This is a genomic window from Saccharopolyspora ipomoeae (assembly GCF_029952525.1).
Lineage (GTDB): Bacteria > Actinomycetota > Actinomycetes > Mycobacteriales > Pseudonocardiaceae > Saccharopolyspora > Saccharopolyspora ipomoeae.
The window spans coordinates 38,635-53,957 of the sequence record NZ_JASAOF010000019.1 but is presented as its reverse complement, the minus strand read 5'-3'; the positions used below and the strand labels follow the sequence as shown (position 1 = coordinate 53,957).

19 protein-coding genes are annotated in these 15,323 nt (G+C 65.3%); 8 read left to right on the top strand and 11 right to left on the bottom strand.

Annotated elements, in window-relative coordinates; genetic code table 11:
• Positions 1 to 105: 105 nt before the first annotated feature.
• The gene (locus QFW96_RS23380; protein ID WP_281457863.1) at positions 106 to 921 is read right to left on the bottom strand and encodes an SAM-dependent methyltransferase; all 816 of its coding nucleotides are present in this window, start codon (positions 919 to 921) and stop codon (positions 106 to 108) included.
• Between the two features lie 238 nt (positions 922 to 1,159).
• On the opposite strand from QFW96_RS23380, the gene dprE2 reads away from it, so the two are divergent.
• Positions 1,160 to 1,903: a decaprenylphospho-beta-D-erythro-pentofuranosid-2-ulose 2-reductase gene (gene dprE2, locus QFW96_RS23375; RefSeq protein ID WP_281457862.1), complete on the top strand. Its 744-nt coding sequence runs from the start codon at positions 1,160 to 1,162 to the stop codon at positions 1,901 to 1,903.
• A 150-nt stretch (positions 1,904 to 2,053) separates the two neighbouring features.
• On the opposite strand, the gene QFW96_RS23370 is transcribed toward dprE2, so the two are convergent.
• The 3 genes from QFW96_RS23370 to QFW96_RS23360 all read right to left on the bottom strand — a co-directional run bounded on the left by QFW96_RS23370 (position 2,054) and on the right by QFW96_RS23360 (position 4,349).
• Positions 2,054 to 2,797 carry a dienelactone hydrolase family protein gene (locus tag QFW96_RS23370; RefSeq protein ID WP_281457861.1) on the bottom strand — a complete coding sequence of 248 codons (744 nt, stop codon included), beginning with the start codon at positions 2,795 to 2,797 and terminating at the stop codon, positions 2,054 to 2,056.
• 109 nt (positions 2,798 to 2,906) lie between these two features.
• A complete protein-coding gene (locus tag QFW96_RS23365) occupies positions 2,907 to 3,917 on the bottom strand; it encodes a peroxidase-related enzyme (RefSeq protein WP_281457860.1) in 1,011 nt (336 codons plus the stop codon).
• Positions 3,918 to 3,944: 27 nt separating this feature from the next.
• A complete protein-coding gene (locus QFW96_RS23360) occupies positions 3,945 to 4,349 on the bottom strand; it encodes a VOC family protein (protein ID WP_281457859.1) in 405 nt (134 codons plus the stop codon).
• Between the two features lie 20 nt (positions 4,350 to 4,369).
• On the opposite strand from QFW96_RS23360, the gene QFW96_RS23355 reads away from it, so the two are divergent.
• Positions 4,370 to 5,386, top strand: coding sequence for a nucleoside hydrolase (locus QFW96_RS23355; protein WP_281457858.1), 1,017 nt, complete (start codon positions 4,370 to 4,372; stop codon positions 5,384 to 5,386).
• Positions 5,387 to 5,542: 156 nt separating this feature from the next.
• On the opposite strand, the gene QFW96_RS23350 is transcribed toward QFW96_RS23355, so the two are convergent.
• A complete protein-coding gene (locus QFW96_RS23350) occupies positions 5,543 to 6,004 on the bottom strand; it encodes a very short patch repair endonuclease (protein ID WP_281457857.1) in 462 nt (153 codons plus the stop codon).
• A 109-nt stretch (positions 6,005 to 6,113) separates the two neighbouring features.
• On the opposite strand from QFW96_RS23350, the gene QFW96_RS23345 reads away from it, so the two are divergent.
• Together QFW96_RS23345 and QFW96_RS23340 are read left to right on the top strand one after the other, a co-directional pair.
• Positions 6,114 to 7,361 (top strand): DNA cytosine methyltransferase, encoded by a 1,248-nt coding sequence (locus QFW96_RS23345; protein WP_281457856.1) that lies wholly within the window; start codon positions 6,114 to 6,116, stop codon positions 7,359 to 7,361.
• A 265-nt stretch (positions 7,362 to 7,626) separates the two neighbouring features.
• The gene (locus QFW96_RS23340) at positions 7,627 to 8,664 is read left to right on the top strand and encodes a NaeI family type II restriction endonuclease (RefSeq protein WP_281457855.1); all 1,038 of its coding nucleotides are present in this window, start codon (positions 7,627 to 7,629) and stop codon (positions 8,662 to 8,664) included.
• Positions 8,665 to 8,846: 182 nt separating this feature from the next.
• On the opposite strand, the gene QFW96_RS23335 is transcribed toward QFW96_RS23340, so the two are convergent.
• Entirely contained in the window at positions 8,847 to 9,050 is a 204-nt protein-coding gene (locus QFW96_RS23335; protein WP_281457854.1) for a DUF397 domain-containing protein, read from the bottom strand.
• Positions 9,051 to 9,075: 25 nt separating this feature from the next.
• Positions 9,076 to 9,987, bottom strand: coding sequence for a helix-turn-helix domain-containing protein (locus QFW96_RS23330; protein WP_281457853.1), 912 nt, complete (start codon positions 9,985 to 9,987; stop codon positions 9,076 to 9,078).
• A gap of 764 nt (positions 9,988 to 10,751) precedes the next feature.
• On the opposite strand from QFW96_RS23330, the gene QFW96_RS23325 reads away from it, so the two are divergent.
• Complete coding sequence (locus QFW96_RS23325) at positions 10,752 to 10,997, top strand: hypothetical protein (RefSeq protein ID WP_281457852.1); 246 nt, start codon at positions 10,752 to 10,754, stop codon at positions 10,995 to 10,997.
• Positions 10,998 to 11,177: 180 nt separating this feature from the next.
• On the opposite strand, the gene QFW96_RS23320 is transcribed toward QFW96_RS23325, so the two are convergent.
• The 4 genes from QFW96_RS23320 to QFW96_RS23305 form a co-directional block, all read right to left on the bottom strand.
• Positions 11,178 to 11,516 carry an SAV_915 family protein gene (locus QFW96_RS23320; RefSeq protein WP_281457851.1) on the bottom strand — a complete coding sequence of 113 codons (339 nt, stop codon included), beginning with the start codon at positions 11,514 to 11,516 and terminating at the stop codon, positions 11,178 to 11,180.
• On the bottom strand, positions 11,513 to 11,935 hold the full coding sequence (locus tag QFW96_RS23315; protein ID WP_281457850.1) for a hypothetical protein: 423 nt from the start codon (positions 11,933 to 11,935) through the stop codon (positions 11,513 to 11,515). The genes QFW96_RS23320 and QFW96_RS23315 overlap by 4 nt, the downstream gene beginning before the upstream one ends.
• 157 nt (positions 11,936 to 12,092) lie before the next feature.
• Positions 12,093 to 13,292 carry a hypothetical protein gene (locus tag QFW96_RS23310; protein WP_281457849.1) on the bottom strand — a complete coding sequence of 400 codons (1,200 nt, stop codon included), beginning with the start codon at positions 13,290 to 13,292 and terminating at the stop codon, positions 12,093 to 12,095.
• Positions 13,293 to 13,294: 2 nt separating this feature from the next.
• Positions 13,295 to 13,561 carry a hypothetical protein gene (locus QFW96_RS23305; RefSeq protein WP_281457848.1) on the bottom strand — a complete coding sequence of 89 codons (267 nt, stop codon included), beginning with the start codon at positions 13,559 to 13,561 and terminating at the stop codon, positions 13,295 to 13,297.
• 223 nt (positions 13,562 to 13,784) lie between these two features.
• Between QFW96_RS23305 and QFW96_RS23300 the strand changes: the two genes are divergently transcribed.
• The 3 genes from QFW96_RS23300 to QFW96_RS23290 all read left to right on the top strand — a co-directional run bounded on the left by QFW96_RS23300 (position 13,785) and on the right by QFW96_RS23290 (position 15,322).
• The gene (locus tag QFW96_RS23300; RefSeq protein WP_281457847.1) at positions 13,785 to 14,132 is read left to right on the top strand and encodes a hypothetical protein; all 348 of its coding nucleotides are present in this window, start codon (positions 13,785 to 13,787) and stop codon (positions 14,130 to 14,132) included.
• Positions 14,133 to 14,221: 89 nt separating this feature from the next.
• A complete protein-coding gene (locus tag QFW96_RS23295; protein ID WP_281457846.1) occupies positions 14,222 to 14,656 on the top strand; it encodes a VOC family protein in 435 nt (144 codons plus the stop codon).
• 27 nt (positions 14,657 to 14,683) lie between these two features.
• Positions 14,684 to 15,322 (top strand): class I SAM-dependent DNA methyltransferase, encoded by a 639-nt coding sequence (locus tag QFW96_RS23290; protein WP_281457845.1) that lies wholly within the window; start codon positions 14,684 to 14,686, stop codon positions 15,320 to 15,322.
• Position 15,323 lies beyond the last annotated feature (1 nt).

Here is a 15,323-nt window from a genome sequence, read left to right as displayed (position 1 = left end):
AACTTCCCCTCCCGCCGTCAAAGGCGCCCTTCGAATCCGGCTTCCGGAGCTCGGGGTTCCCGGAATTCGCGGATTCCCCCGCGATTCGCCGGGGTCCGCCGGGGTTCAGGGCTTGCGGGCGACGCCGCCGAGCAAGTTGTACTCGCCGTCCGAGGGCTCGGTCAGGCGCGGGCCGTCCGGCCACCAGTCGAAGAGGTGGACCAGACCCGGCTCGATCATCTCCAGGCCGTCGAACAGCGCCTGGATCTCGTCGCGGCTGCGGTAGAAGCAGCTGCCCATCATCGAGTTGAACTTGACCTCGGACTCCTCGGCGAGCTTCGCGCGGGAGCTGCCGTCGGCCGGGTTGTGCAGGTGCGAGATCGCCAGGTACGAGCCGGAGGCCAGCGCGTCGAGGTAGGTGCGCATGATGGCCGCGGGGTTCTCGTCGTTGGTGACGTGGTGCAGCGTGTTGCTGTGGATCAACCCGACCGGCCGGTCCAGGTCCAGGTACTTGCGGACCGACTCGTGGCCCAGCACCGCCTCGGGATCGCGCAGGTCCGCGACCGCGAAGTGCGTGTACTCGTTCTCCTCCAGCAGCGCGCGCCCGTGCGCGGCGACCGACGGGTCGTTGTCGACGTAGATGACCGTCGCCTCGTGGTTGAGCCGCTGCGCCGCCTGGTGGGTGTTCTCCGCCGTCGGCAGGCCCGATCCCAGGTCGAGGAACTGGTCGATGCCGGCGTTGCCCGCCATGAAGCGCACGACGCGGATCAGCCAGTTCCGGCACTGCCTGCCGACCTGGATGGCCTCGGGTGCCAGCTGCTGGATCTGCCGCAGCACCTCGCGGTCGACGTCGAAGTTGTCCTTGCCGCCGACGAACGCGTCGTAGACCCGCGCGATGCTGGGCTTGGTCGTGTCGATCTGCGGGGGAGGTGCGTCAGCCATGAGAGGGGTCCGCTCGGTTGCTTCGTGGGGAACGATCTCGTACCAACAGTATGCCGGTGGCTGCGGCGGGTAAACAGCCATACCGGTGTTGTCGGTGGTGAGCTGAGCGACTGAGCCGGTCCGGTGTTGTCCCCGAGTCCTCTGGGGACGGACCTCGAACACCGCAAAATCGTTGCCCGGCAAGCTACCGGGTCCCGCCGCGCCCGCGCGTGCGGGGGCAGTGGCAGACTGGCGCGCGATGAGCGACGCGGTACTGATCCTGGGTGGCCGGAGCGAGATCGGCCTGGAGGTCGCGAAGCGCCTGGTGCGCCGCGGCAACGGCAAGGTGGTCCTCGCGGCCCGGCGCGCGCAGGACCTCGACGGTGAGGAAGCCGTGCTGCGCGAGGCGGGCGCGACCGAGGTCGTGCGGGTCGAGTTCGACGCCGCCGAGCTGGGCACCCACGAGGCCCTGCTGCGCGACATCGCGCAGAAGCACGGGCCGATCGGCACCGCGGTGATCTCCTTCGGGATCCTCGGCGACCAGCAGCGCGCCGAGGACGACGCCGCGCACGCGGTCGACGTGGTGCACGTCGACTACGTCGCGCACGTCAACGTCCTCACCCACCTGGCGAACCTGCTGCGCAGGCAGGGCCACGGCAAGATCGTGGTGTTCTCGTCGGTCGCGGGCGTGCGGGTCCGCCGCGCCAACTACGTCTACGGCTCGGCCAAGGCGGGCCTCGACGGTTTCGCGAACGGTCTCTCCGACGCGCTGGTCGGCAGCGGCGTGGACCTGCTGATCGTCCGCCCGGGCTTCGTCATCGGCCGCATGACCACCGGCATGGACCCGGCCCCGTGGTCGTCGACCCCGGAGCAGGTCGCCGACGCCACCGACAAGGCCCTCCACAAGGGGCGCCGAGTCGTCTGGGTCCCCGGCATCCTCCGCTGGGTCTTCGCAGCCATGCACTACGTCCCCCAACCGATCTGGCGCCGCATGCCCCGGTGATCGCCGGAGCTACGCGGCGCTCCCGCTGTTCGGTGGCTCCTGGAGCGGGACGGTTTTAGTGAGAATCGCCCGGGATCTCGACACCGAGGTCCCGGGCGATTCTCACTAAAACCGTCCCCTGCCCTCGACCCCGCCATCGGTGGCCTGCGACTACGTCGTCGGTGGCCTGCGGCGGGGTTCTGGGGGCTTGAAGTGGCCTCCGTCGGGGCCGGTGGGTTTGTCGTGGCCCGCGCCGAGGTACTGGCAGAACCAGCGGCCCGCCATGTCGGCGACCTTGTCCAGCGCGCCGGGTTCCTCGAAGAGGTGGCCTGCGTGCGGCACGATCTCGATCTTGACGTCGGTCAGCGGCAGCGAGGTGAGCAGTTCGGCGGCCTGACGGTTGAGGTTGAGGACCTCGCGGTCGTCGCCGCCCACGATCAGCAGCGTCGGCGCCTGCACCTCGGCGAGCCCGTCGCCGCCGAGATCGGGACGACCACCCCGCGACACCACCGCCGCGACCCGCTCGGGCCTGCGCGCGGCGGCCTTCAACGCCGCTGCCGCCCCCGTGCTGGCGCCGAACAGGCCCACGGGCATGCCGCGGGTGGCGCGCCAGGAGTCGAGCGCGTCGATGGCGGGGGTGAGCCGCTCGGTGAGCAGCTCGATGTCGAAGCGGAACTCGTGCGTGCGCTGGTCGGTGGCGGCCTCGTCGGAGGTGAGCATGTCCAGCAGCAGGGTGCCGAAGCCGGCGTTCTGCAGCTGCTCGGCGACGGCCCGGTTCCGCGGGCTGCGCCGTGAGCTGCCGGAACCGTGCGCGAACAGAACCACCGCCCGGGCGGGCGGTGGCATCACGAGGTCCCCTTCGAGCATTCCGGCAGGGGTCTTGACCGTCATCGGTTCGGTCGTCAGTTGAACCATCGGGAGCCTCCCTCGGATTCCGGGCGCAACGAGTACCCCGACGGGCCCGTCGCGACACGCCTCAGGTCAACCCCACTGTCACCTGAACGGGGCGGCTCCGCAGGAGGATCTAGGAGCGCACGGCGTTGCCCAAGGTCATGATCAGCCGGTTGTCCCAGGCGAACATGGAGGCCACGGCCACCAGGTCGTGCACGTCGTCGGCCCCGAGCCCGGCCGAGTGCAGCCGCCGCACGTCGGCGGGCCGCAGCGAGGACGGCGTGTGGGCCAGGGCCCCGGCGACGTCGACGACGGCCCGCAGCCGCTCGTCGGCGATCGCGGCCGGCCCGGCCTCGGCCAGCACCACGGCGGTCAGCGGGTCGCCGGAGAGCTCCACCTGCCGCTTGCCGTGCACGGAGGTGCAGTAGCCGCAGCCGTTGATCAGCGAGGTCGCCAGCGCCGCCAGCTCCCGATCGGCCCGGTCCAGCGCTCCGCGGCCGGTCATGATCGCCTCGCGCAGCAGCGTCTGCGCCGACAGCACGCCGGGGTCGAGCTTGAGGGTCTCCACGAACTCGCCCCCGGGCACGACCCGCGACACCCACCGCATCGACGGGAACGCCTGGTCGGGCGTCGACAGCGCGAACCCGTCGGCGGCCGCCCCGGCCTCGATGGTGATGCCCCGCTGCGAGGCGGGACCGTCGCCCGCGCCCGCGACGAGCTCCAGCCCGCTCTCCAGCCGCACCCGGAAGCTCGCGTAGGCGGCGACCTGGGTGGCGGTGACGACCTGCGCGGGGCTGAAGTGCTGCAGCAGCTCGGCGACCTCATCGGCACCGGCGTCGGCGGGGTCGAGGGCGACCTGCTCGCAGTGCGCCAGCAGCGCCTGCGTGGCCTCCGGCAGCTCACCCCAGCGCTCGACGTCGCGCACGACCTCGGCGTCGTCGAGCCCGGCGGCCACGGCGTCGGCGTAGGAGGGGGATTCGTTGACCAGTGCGACGCGCAGCGCGATCCGAGCCCGATCGGCCTGGTCCAGCTGGGACTGGTCTTCGGGCCGGAGCACTGCGGCATCGGCGTTCTCGGCGGCTTCCCGGACGTCCGGTCGAAGCACGGTGAGCGTTTCGGCTGCGCGATCGCTGACGGTCGTCATGCGCAGACCTTAGCGCTGCAAGATCTTTCAGCTGTGCGGGAGGTTGAGCTGCCAGGACACCCCGTAGCGGTCCTCGACCCAGCTGAACTTGCGGGAGAACCCGTAGTCGTCCGGCGGCATCATCACCGCCCCGTCCGAGGAAAGCGCCTGGTGGAGACGGTCCTGCTGCGCCTCGTCCACGCAGTCGACGTACAGCGACACCGACGGCGTGAAGTCGAAGGCGTGCGACACGGGCGAATCGATGCACATGTGCTGCCGCCCGCACAAGGTGAACGTGGCGTGCTGCACGGAACCTTCGGCGCCCTGCTCACCGGGTCCGTAGCGGTGGATCGCGATCACTTCGGAGTCGTCGAACAGGCTGACGTAGAAGTTCATCGCCTCCTCGGCCTTGCCGTTCTGGAACATCAGGAACGTCGAGATCCGCGTGTCCATGTCGCCTCCCTGGTGCGCGGGTGGAACGCGGGCGAGTATTGCCGCTGCCACCGACATCCGCCCGAGGAGGAACTTTCGTGACCATCCCGATGGTGATCGACACCGACACGGCTCAGGACGACTGCATCGCCCTGCTCGTCGGACTCCTCGACCTCCGGGCCGACTTGCGCGCGATCACGATGGTCGCCGGCAACGTCGGTTTCGACCAGCAGATCCGCAACGCCTTCCTGACGTTGAACGTCGCAGGTCGCCTGGGTTCCGTCCCGGTGCACCTCGGCTGCCGGCGCCCCCTGGTCCGCCCGTGGGAGAGCGCCGAGAACGTCCACGGCGACGGAGTCGGCGGCCTGACCATGGACATGACCGGCTGCAACCCCGACCCGGAACACGCGGTGGACGCGTTGATCCGCCTGGCGGCGGAGTCGCCGGGGGAACTCACGATCGTCTGCATCGGCCCGCTGACCAACATCGCCACAGCAACGGTGAAGGACCCGACGTTCGTCGACAACGTCAAAGCCCTCTACGTGATGGGCGGCAGCAACAACGCCCGCGGAAACATCACAGCCGCAGCCGAGTTCAACTTCTACGTCGACCCAGAGGCCGCCAAGGCGGTCTTCGCAGCAGGGTTCAACATCACGGTCATCCCGTGGGCTCCACTCACGTTGGAGCACGCAGTCTTCGACCCGAACCAACTCGACGAGATCGCGGCCCTGGACACCCCGCTCTCCCGCTTCTTCACCCGCGTCTGCGCCACAACCCTCGACTTCGACCGAAGCGTCGGCATCAACGGCACCACCCACCCCGACTCCCTAACAGCAGCGGTGCTGCTTCACCCGGAGCTGATCACCCGCGTCGGCCAGTACCACGTGGACATCGAGACCCAAGGAGAGCTCACGCGTGGGTACGCCGCGATGTCTTGGGGTGTCCACAACTTGCAGCCGAATGCGACAGTTGTCGATACCGTCAACTCCGCTGGCTTCTACGACTACATCCGGCAACTGCTTGCGAGGAAGACCGCGCCTGTGATTCAGGCGCACTAGGTCGGAATGGCCCGGTCACCGTACGCACTCAGCGGCTGTGTCCAAGGAAGATCGATCCCTGAGCTGGGTGAAAGTGATCTGGATCGGACACACGGGCACCGATTTTGCAGCTGACAGTCGGAGTCGCGAGCTAACATCGAACGCATGTTCATGCAGCTAGCGGAGGGTGGTTTCGACACGCGCCACCGCGTCGTCGAGGAGCTCGTGCTCCCAGATGCGGACGACGTGCCATCCTGCGCTGCGCAGGGCTTCGCCGACGATTCGATCGCGCTCCATGTTGCGCCGAAGCTTCGGCGTCCAGTACCACTCGTTCGTCGTCGGCTGACGGCCGTGCTCAGGGCACACGTGCCAGAAGCATCCGTCGACGAACACTGCGACCTTGCGTGCCGTGAACACGATGTCCGGCTTGACGCGCACGCCGCCGTCGAGCCGGAGAAGAAGATCTTTTCGGTAGCGGTAGCCAAGCTTGTGCAGCGCCTTCCGGAGCCTGACCTCGGGCTTCGTGTCAGCTCGGCGGTTGGCGCGCATGTTCCGGGAACGACCGGCGTTCAGCGGAGCGGGATAGATGCCCGCAGCGTGGGCTCGCTCACGGGCGTCGCTGAGGTCTCGTTCAGACACGATCACACCAACTGTCAGGCGGTGAAGGCTAGCTCGCGCGTACAAGGCAAGATAACGCCCGCCAGGAGCAAGCCTGACGCACCGTGCCTAGCTGCGAGGAGGGGAACTGATGTCGGACTACGGCGTCGTTGAGATTTGCGCAGGTGCGGGCGGTCAGGCTCTCGGTCTGGAGAAGGCCGGCTTCGAGCACGAGCTCGCGATCGAGCTCGACAGCAACGCGTGCGACACGCTCCGCCTGAACCGGGAGAAGTGGGACGTCAAGCAAGGTGACGTCGCAGATCGGGACCTCTGGAACCCGAGCGACTATAGCGGCGTCTCGCTGTTGGCCGGGGGAGTTCCCTGCCCTCCGTTCACGATCGCGGGCAAGCAGCTCGGAGCCGAGGATGAGCGGGATTTGTTCGCGTGGGCGATCGAACTCGTTGACGAGGTTAAGCCGAGGGCGTTGCTGTTGGAGAACGTCCGCGGCCTGAGCATGCCGAGGTTCGCTGGGTACCGGCAGCACGTGCTGGACAGGCTGACGGAGCTTGGCTATGTGGCCGAATGGCAGCTGCTCAACGCCTCGGACTTCGGCGTGCCCCAGTTGAGGCCCCGTTTTGTCTTGGTCGCGCTGCGCCCCGAGGATGCTGCGTACTTCGCATGGCCCGAGACGGATGAGGAACCCAGCACTGTCGGCGAGGTCCTGAAGGACCTCATGGCAGCCAACGGCTGGGAAGGCGCTGACGAGTGGGCCAAGGCCGCGAACAAGATCGCTCCGACGATCGTGGGTGGATCAAAGAAGCACGGTGGCGCTGACCTCGGCCCGACCAGGGCAAAGCGTGCTTGGGCTGAGATGGGCGTTGACGCATTGGGGATCGCCAACGACGCACCTGGCCCTGGCGACAAGTTCGGGGTCGGGCCGAAGCTCACGACCGAGATGGTCGAGCGGATTCAGGGCTGGCTCCCGGACAAGGGCTTCAGCTGGAAGTTCGCTGGACGGAAAACGGCCACCTACAGGCAGATCGGCAACGCCTTCCCGCCGCCGGTCGCGGCCGCCGTCGGCTCAGCGATCATGCGCGCGTTCCAGCACGAAGGCGAGCCGAATGAGCGTCAACCTGTCGAACATGACCCCATCTACAAGGCCCTGCGCAGTAGTGGTGAGTTCATGACGCAGGCTCAGATCGCGCGAGCCAGTGGACGAGACTTCGATGCTCCAGAACTGGAGCGTCGTATCAGCGTGCTTAGTCGCGACTTCGATGTGGAGGTCCGCAACGGCAAGTCGTCCACCGCATACAAACTCGGAGAGTTCCGTGCGTTCACTGGTCAAGAAGGCCACGCACGCCATGAGCTTTTCCTAAAGCACCGCGCGAAGATCAGCTAGTGCACGGCCGCCTCTCTGAGGGGTCGACAAGGAGTGCACTTAGCAGAGACGCACACCGGCATGGTGGGCTGCCGGAGAGGTCAGATGCCGAAAAATGGTGACGGCAGGTTCCTGCTTCTGTCATGATCATTGGGTGACTGAGGAACAACCAGGACTTTGGCCTGACGTGGCTGCCCCAGAGGTTCCGATGGGCAATGACTCGCGTGGGATTGCACTTCGGTCGAAGCGAAACAGGTTTAGGGTCCATCCCGCGCCAGAGAAGCCGATGTCGACTGTGCGACCGTCCCGGTTCGGGATAAGTACAAACGGTGGAGAGGTTCCTCCCGACCTTAGACCGATTGTAGAGTGGTTTGACCAACAGCAAGACGCACGCGAGCGGTTCCGCTGGACGCTTCGTGACTCGCTTGATGAGCTACTGGATGGTCAGCGTACTGGGCGGTGGTGTTACCAGCACCTTTCCAAGGCGGAAAAGACGCATCTTGGTACGGCTATCGAGGTTAACCTTACAAAAGAGTTCGAGTTCGATTCTGGCGTTGACCTCGATTGGAGAATTTCCGGACAGGATCTTGACTGCAAATTTTCGCGAGAATTTGGCGCCTGGGAAATCCCGATGGAGATGTACCTTTGCTCTGCTCACAGGGATCGGTCGGGTGGTGCCGATCATCCGGCAATGCTGGTGTGGTTGAACGAAGAGTCGCGTCAATGGGCTGCTGGTCTGCTTCGGGTAACGGATGGGCGGCTGAGGTGGAAGCGCCACGATGGAACCGGGGACCCAGAACGCGCCTATAATAGAGATAACAAGCGAAAAATTAACTCAGACCATTTTGGCGATATTTTTTGGCTATGGGGAGGAATTCATTTCGATCTACCGGAGAACGTTCTGCTGAAGATGGATGCGCGACGCCGGGCGAGGATCTTAACCTCTTCCTCGGGGCAGGAACGAGTGAACCAGCTATTCCGGGAGGTGACCGGAAAAATTGTTGGTCGCCATACGGTTCTTACGGTTGCTCAGCAGGACGACTCCCCGAAGAGGGCTCGTGATGCCCGAATCGCCTTGCGCTCCGAGGGGATAGTTGTTCTGGGGCATCTTCCAGCGCATGTGAATATAGCAAGAATACTGGGATTGCCGGTTCCTGCCAAGGGGGAATGGGTATCAGAGAGGCTGGCGGCTGTTGCCGCCGATGACGACCGGACAAAGGTCAAAATCGATGGGTCTTGGTGGGCGATTGCCCGTCCTGGAGAAGCGATTGCAGCGGGGCCGCAAATCCCGAAGGATAAGCTACCTGATCAGGATAGGGATTAGTGTTAGCGGTCAAGTTGGCGCCTCTGTGGTGTTTATGGACCACAGGCCGATGATCGGATTCGTCATAATGCGTGATAGATCCTTAGGGCTATGGCAGGCATGTAAGGAGAGCTCCCCCGTCTGAACTCGCGCTCTTCGACGCGTAGCCGTCGCAGGTGGGAGCCCCTGGCCGAGATCGTGGACTACCGGTCGAGCGAACCCGACTTCGTCATCGCGACGAATTCCGACCAGGCTGAGTCTTTGAAGGCCAGGACTGGACTCGTCACGCCCAGCTTGGAATCCCGCACCCCGCGGAGGCCTGGGGCTTCGCCGACCTCGATGCACTGTTGGGGGTTGCCGCTGCTGTAGGTGGACTTGCGCCAGTTGGTGAACGCGTTGGCGTTCATGCTGACCCTCCTGGGGGACGATCGGTCACACGTGGTTGTCCGCTTCGCGGAGCAGGTACTCGCGAGAGGCCACCGGATCGAGTGCTGCTCCGGTGAGCCGTGCCCACAGGTGACTGTACGTCTCGACGTCGTCCTGTTCGTCGAGGTATCGACCGTCGTGAAAGTCCTCCAGGTAGACGAACTCCAGCGGGCCTGCCTTGCCTGGTGACTGGATGCGGAAGGTCGTGAAGGGATAGGTGCAGGCCGGCGTGTAGGTGCGGGCCTTGAACGGGAGGACTTGCAGCTGCACGTTCGCCAGCTCGGCGACGGTGGCGAGCTGCAGCAGCTGTTCGCGCATGACCTTCTCGTCGCCGACCTGCCGGAGCACGCAGGATTCCGACAGCACGAAGCCGATTTCGGGGGCCGACGACCGCTCGATCACCTTCTGGCGTTCGAGGCGAGCGGTGATGGCGCTGTCGATTGCCTGATCGAAGACGCGTGGGCCTCCTTCGGAGAACATCGCCCGCATGTAGCCCTCGGTCTGGAGCAGGCCGGGGATGAGTTCGGCTTGGTAGTGCCTGATGGTGCTGGCGTCTTCCTCGAGGTCGACGGCCATCCGGAAGTGTTTGGCGTACACCGAGCGGTAGCCCGACCAACGGCCGCGTTGGTTGCAGTGCCGGGCTGTTTCCAGAGCCCAGGCTTTCTCTTCTTCGGTGGCCTCGTAGCGGTCGAGAAGTACCTGGATGTCGAGGGTGCGGACGCTGCTCTGGCCGCGTTCGAGACGGCTCAGCTTCGTCTCCTTGTTGCCCAGTACCTCGACGGCTTCGGCGAGCGTCAGTCCGCGTTTCTCGCGGAGCCTCTTCAGCTCTTTCCCGAGCTGCAGCTGAAGCACGGTGGGTGTGGGCATGTCGATCAGCCTTCCAGGTTGCCGTTCATGCACTGCCATGAGGAGCGACATGTCATTGAAACAACGCTCCGTGACATGTCGTGTAGCCCTCCGGATGAAATATTGCTATGACATGTCACAGTAGGATCCTGTGCTGATACAACTCCCCCGTGACATGTCATCGAGAGTCTGGGGGCGACATGGGTTCGAGGTGCCGCGGCGAAGAACCGTGGATGTGGCCGCACTTGGCTGCGCTGGAAGCCAGCGTCTTGGCCGGATTTCGCTTTCGGTACCTGCCAGCGCTGGATGAGCTGGCCGCCGTGCAGGGGTTTCGAGTGGGGAGCGGAGCACTGGATGTGTTCGTCGCGGAGTCCGCAGACAGCGCGTCCGCAGCTCGGTTTCGCATAGAGGACATCGAAAACTCTCATGCGCCACCCGCCCTCTGGTATCGGCGCGGGGCGGTTGCGGATGTGGTCACTGAGCTGCTGGAACTTCCGGCCCACGGGTCTCCGGGTGCTCCTGTGCTCGCTGGTGAGCGCCCGAGCGATCTGTGGGTGCCGTGTGATTAGCCCCGGGCATTACTGGTTGCCGGTCGTCGACGGCGATCGGGGAGTCCGGCACGCCTTCCGCGGTCGGCGGTGGGAAGGGCAGTCAGCCGAGAACGCCGTGTGCGGTCGCGGTGTCGCGATGGCTCAGCCCTCGGAGCTGGACTGGGTGACCTTCCAGTCCTGCGGCGAGTGCCGTCGCGTGCTGCTCACCGAAGCCGGAATTTCTCCGGAATCCGTTGCGGCTGCGTCGCGCACTGCCGAGCAGGATCAAAGTTGAGAGGAACGAAGATGCAGGTGCAGGACCCGAACAGCACTTGGCTGCGGATCCGCGAGTGCGTCAGGGAGTGGCGAGCCGCCCTCGACTACGTCGAGATGGTGCCGGGGCCCGTTGAACCTCATCTCACGCGCGCTGACGAGATGGAAGTGGAGGTCGTGGAGTTGCTCGAAGGGTTGATCACTTGGCTGGACAAGGGTGGTCGTCCACCGTGCGAGCTCACCGACGACCGAGCGTGGCCTGTGCGTGGCCTGAACTGAGGAGTGTTGATGGCGAAGCAGAATCGGGACGACGAGAAAGCTGTTGTCGTCGGTCCGCCTGTCCCAGTGCGCGTCCCTGTCGAGCCGATTGCGACTGAGCTCGGGTGGAAAGTCGACCAGGACGACGATGACGACTGAGCTCCAGCCCTGACCTGCCCGTGCATCGGTGTTCCTCGGCCTTTAGGCCTCGGCAGGCGCGGGATCCCAGACGACGTGCACGGCACCGGAAGCCACCCGAACCTGCTCGATACGGTCGCTGGTGGTGCTGGCCCAGCGTTGGGATTCTCCGAAAGTGCGCACCAGCGCTTCGAGTGAGGTGAAGGCGGGTAGCACGAGCTCATCATCTTCGGAGCGGTACAGCTGAAGGCTGACTTCGCCACTCGGTGAAACGGGCTCGGAGGACGGAAGGTAGACCGTCGTCGGCGGAACGTCCTCTTCTTGCGCGTCACTTTCCAGGCCGAATACCGCGGGGGTCGCGTCGATGTCGGAGTTGAACGGATCGCGGCCGAAGTACGTCATAGGTTGAGCACGCTCCGGGTGGTCTGCTTCGCGCCGGAATCGTCGATGACCTGCGCGCCGTTGGCCACCGAGTGGCGAATCCCGTTGTAGACCAAGTCCCACAACGCCGGGTTTTCCTGCAGGTTGTCGACGCGGATGAGGAGTTCCTTGCCGTCTTGCCCCAGGGCGAGGTCGTTGGCCGTCAACCCGCTGGTGATCCGCACGCTCTCCAGCTCGTAGGTCCTGATCCACCGGCGCTTGTGATACAGCCAGTGCGCCCCGGCGGCGATGGGGCGGTCGTTGTTCATAGTCAAGACAACGATGGTCGGCACTACGATCAGGACAAGCCACAGCCACCAGACGTTGATCCAGGCGAACCCCCAGTCTTTGACCGTGAGTACGACGACGCCGAATGCGAAGTACCACCCGGCTGTGGACAACAGCCGAGTTGGGGATGCCCGCCACCATTCGAGTGCGGGTCCCCATCCGTTCGGCGGGGTGGGGATGGCTCGTCGGCCCCATCGGGAGTTGATGAGCTTAGGGGAGGGCTTGATTCCTCCCCAGACGTCGAGTTCGGGGGCCCGCGGTGGGCGTGGCTCACCTGCGGTGTCCGGTTTTGGCGGAAGCATGGTGTCCACTCCAGTTACCTCGACATCGGTGGTGTGCGGTACTGGCCGTTGTCGGTTGTGTAAGAGGGATTTTCGCCTGACGCGATCCCGTCGTACGCATAGCCGAGGCCGGTGGATACGAGCGTACCGACGACACTTCCGCCCACCGTGACCGCGATTGGCCCGCCACCGAAGACGGCGATCGCGCCGCCCGCGATGACTCCGGCGACCGTGCTTCCAGCGTTTGTGCCGATCGATTTTCCGGGATCTTTGACTTCGCGATGTCTTCGGCCACGGAGAAGGTAGTGAGCGCCAGCCCGGGATAACCCGCTCGGAAGCCATCCGCGCCGAGGGGAAGCTCGGACGTCAAAGCCCGTTTGAGTGAGGGCGGAAGTTTCTCAGCCATTGCAGCCGCTGTGCTTGCATCGCGCGAACCGATGGCTGGGTGTTCCGCGTCGGTGCGGTACTTGGCCACGACACCGAGCAGCCGTGTGCGTGCTTCTGCTGTCAGATACGGGTCCTTGAGGAGCTTCTCGGCGACATCGGCAGTAGCGCCGTTCTTGGCCGCCAGCGCGCGCCACTCCTTATTGGCCTTGAGATGACCACCCGTGTACGTGGTGATCATGGTCGGGACCGTCACCCAAGACTTCGCCAAGTAGCCGTCGACGAACTTCTCCAGCTCTTCCTCGGCCCGACGCTGGATGTCACGAGCGGTGAGAACTTTCTGCTCGGCCCTTCGATAGGCATCGATCTTGGCTTGTCGCTCGGCGACCTCGGCCGCATGGCCTGGTTGGTCCTGGACGCGGCTGTGTCCCGGTCCGCCTTTGCCTGGGTCTGCGGAACTTGGCGGGTCCTGGATAACTGATTCGATGACGGCGAGCCCGGCGCTCTCTGCGATATCCCGGGCCTCAGTCATCTGCGCGAGTGCTTTGTCAATGGCGTCGGCGAATCCGTCCAGTGCCCGTACGTAGCTCGCTGTCATCTCGGTGATGTCATCAGCTCGTTGTCTGAGTTCCGCGAGTCGTTCGCGGGCGAGATCGCCGGCCTCGCCAAGCCATTCCTGCTCGGAGTCGCTGCGAACCTGTTGTGCGCGGTCCCCGGAGTGCGCCAGAGGCTCGGCGGCGCCGCGCAGCCATTCGGCTGTCCTTCGGGCCTCTGCCGGAACCGCCACGATCAAGGTGTCGAGCACGCTCAATTCCCTCCGGCAGCTTGTTCGTCCGTGTGGTGATATGTCGCGCTCGCCTGGTTCACGGCTTCGGCTGCTGCTGCGAGGCCCTCGTTGACCGCGGCGATGCCTTCGAAGAGCTGGGCAAGGCCAGCGGATGTCATGGCCGTGCATCGTCCCGTGTTCGGCGGCTCCGGGGACCCCTGGGCAGCCGCGGTGAGACCGTCACCGGCTTGCTGCAAGCTCGAGGACCAGCTGCGCAGCGTCTCCGGCTGTGCGCGCATGCCGTCCATGCACCCCTCCCAAGTCCCGTACCGCACGCGTTATCGGCGACGGTATCGAATCGGTGAAAGATCGCCTCAGTGTTTCTACTTATCGAGGTATCCGTCACCCGGACAGCGCAAGTGGTGGAGCGGAGAAACTACGCGAATCGCCATGGCGTGCTCGGTAGGGCGGGTGCGATGTTGAGTAGAAATCCGCATCCAGAAGTTCTGTTCGGTGGATACGGTCTCGCGAATGATGTCGTCCGAGGGCAACCGGGCATGCTGGTTCAGAGTGCTGCGAATAGCGGTGATCTCTATCGGTGGTCTCGCGATGATGTTCGGGGCCGTGCTCTGGTACCTCTATGTGAGGGCGTCACTGATCGGTTTCGATCCGAGCGATTCCGGTCCAGGTGTCACCAACAAGCAGCTCATCGAGATGATGTTCGTGGTGTGGCTGATTCCGTGGTTCGGTGGATTGGTCTTCGTGCTCCTGGGATCCGCTGATTGGCTGCGTCATGTGCCGTGGGTGGTGCTCACGATGACCGGTGTCATGCTCGTCGTTTCCCTGGCGACGTACTTGATCGGAGCTGGGGTTCTCTGAACCGGCTGCGGACGCACCTCCCTTGGGGACGGGCGCAGTTTTCATGAAAACTTCGTCTTCCCTGCGTACGGAGGTACTACCGTGGGTGGATGGGGACTGTCAGGCAGGTTCAGGTGACTTTTGATTGTGCTGAGCCGGAGCGGGTGGCTCGGTTCTGGTGCGAGGTGCTGGGGTACGTCGTGCCGGCTCCGCCGCCGGGGTTCGACTCCTGGGAGGCGTTCGACCGGTCGTTGCCTCCGGACATGCAGGGGAAGGCGTTCGCCTGCGTCGATCCGAACGGGGTGGGGCCGCGGTTGTTCTTCCAGAAGGTGCCTGAGGGCAAGGTCGTGAAGAACCGGGTGCACCTCGACGTGCGGGTCGGGACGGGGCTCGTGGGGGAGGAGCGGCTCGCCGCGCTGGAGGCCGAGTGCTCGCGGCTGGAAGCGCTCGGAGCGACCAGGGGAGAGCTCCTCGTCGCCGACGGGTTCAACGAGTCCTGCCAGGTCATGCACGACGTCGAGGGCAACGAGTTCTGCCTGGATTGACCAGGGTCGAAGGACTACGGTTCGTTGATGGGTTGGTTGAGCGAGGTCCGCGACTCCTACGACAGCATCGCGGTCGGCTACGCCGACGAGACCCGCGACCTGCTCGACAGGCTGCTCCACGTGCGGGCCGGGGTCGTGCTGTTCGCCGATCTGGTGCGGTCGGTCGGCGGCGGGCCCGTCCTCGACGCGGGGTGCGGGCCGGGGCACACCACCGCTCTGCTGCGGGAACTGGGCGTGGACGCGTTCGGCGTCGACCTGTCGCCTGCGATGATCGAGATCGCTCGTCGCGAGCACCCCGAGGCGCGGTTCGAGGTCGGGTCGATGACCGAGCTCGACATCGCGGACGAGTCCCTGGCCGGGGTGATCGCGTGGTGGTCGCTGATCCACATCCCGGACGAGGCGGTTCCCGGTGTTCTCGCGGAGTTCCACCGGGTGCTGCGGCCGGGTGGCGTGCTGGCCGCCGGGTTCCACGTCGGCGACGGGCGTGAGGAGCGGATCCGCGACGATCAGCCCGCACCGGTGTACGGGTACCTCCGCCAGCCGTCGCGCGTCGCCGACTGGCTCCGCGAAGCGGGGTTCACCGTGGAATCGCAGCACCTGCTGAGCCCGGACGGTCCGAAACCAGGAGCGATCCTGTTCGCCTGCCTGCCCCGGCCGAGCGCCTGAC

Coding starts and splice junctions, on each gene's coding strand:
- QFW96_RS23365 (WP_281457860.1), bottom strand. CDS start 3,917: ATGACGACCGTCAGCGATCGCGCAGCCGAAACGCTCACCGTGCTTCGA.
- QFW96_RS23290 (WP_281457845.1), top strand. CDS start 14,684: ATGGGTTGGTTGAGCGAGGTCCGCGACTCCTACGACAGCATCGCGGTC.
- QFW96_RS23345 (WP_281457856.1), top strand. CDS start 6,114: ATGTCGGACTACGGCGTCGTTGAGATTTGCGCAGGTGCGGGCGGTCAG.
- QFW96_RS23300 (WP_281457847.1), top strand. CDS start 13,785: ATGATGTCGTCCGAGGGCAACCGGGCATGCTGGTTCAGAGTGCTGCGA.
- QFW96_RS23320 (WP_281457851.1), bottom strand. CDS start 11,516: ATGACGTACTTCGGCCGCGATCCGTTCAACTCCGACATCGACGCGACC.
- QFW96_RS23335 (WP_281457854.1), bottom strand. CDS start 9,050: ATGAACGCCAACGCGTTCACCAACTGGCGCAAGTCCACCTACAGCAGC.
- QFW96_RS23380 (WP_281457863.1), bottom strand. CDS start 921: ATGGCTGACGCACCTCCCCCGCAGATCGACACGACCAAGCCCAGCATC.
- QFW96_RS23305 (WP_281457848.1), bottom strand. CDS start 13,561: ATGGACGGCATGCGCGCACAGCCGGAGACGCTGCGCAGCTGGTCCTCG.
- QFW96_RS23295 (WP_281457846.1), top strand. CDS start 14,222: ATGGGGACTGTCAGGCAGGTTCAGGTGACTTTTGATTGTGCTGAGCCG.
- QFW96_RS23340 (WP_281457855.1), top strand. CDS start 7,627: ATGTCGACTGTGCGACCGTCCCGGTTCGGGATAAGTACAAACGGTGGA.
- dprE2 (WP_281457862.1), top strand. CDS start 1,160: ATGAGCGACGCGGTACTGATCCTGGGTGGCCGGAGCGAGATCGGCCTG.
- QFW96_RS23330 (WP_281457853.1), bottom strand. CDS start 9,987: ATGTCGCTCCTCATGGCAGTGCATGAACGGCAACCTGGAAGGCTGATC.
- QFW96_RS23325 (WP_281457852.1), top strand. CDS start 10,752: ATGCAGGTGCAGGACCCGAACAGCACTTGGCTGCGGATCCGCGAGTGC.
- QFW96_RS23370 (WP_281457861.1), bottom strand. CDS start 2,797: ATGGTTCAACTGACGACCGAACCGATGACGGTCAAGACCCCTGCCGGA.
- QFW96_RS23360 (WP_281457859.1), bottom strand. CDS start 4,349: ATGGACACGCGGATCTCGACGTTCCTGATGTTCCAGAACGGCAAGGCC.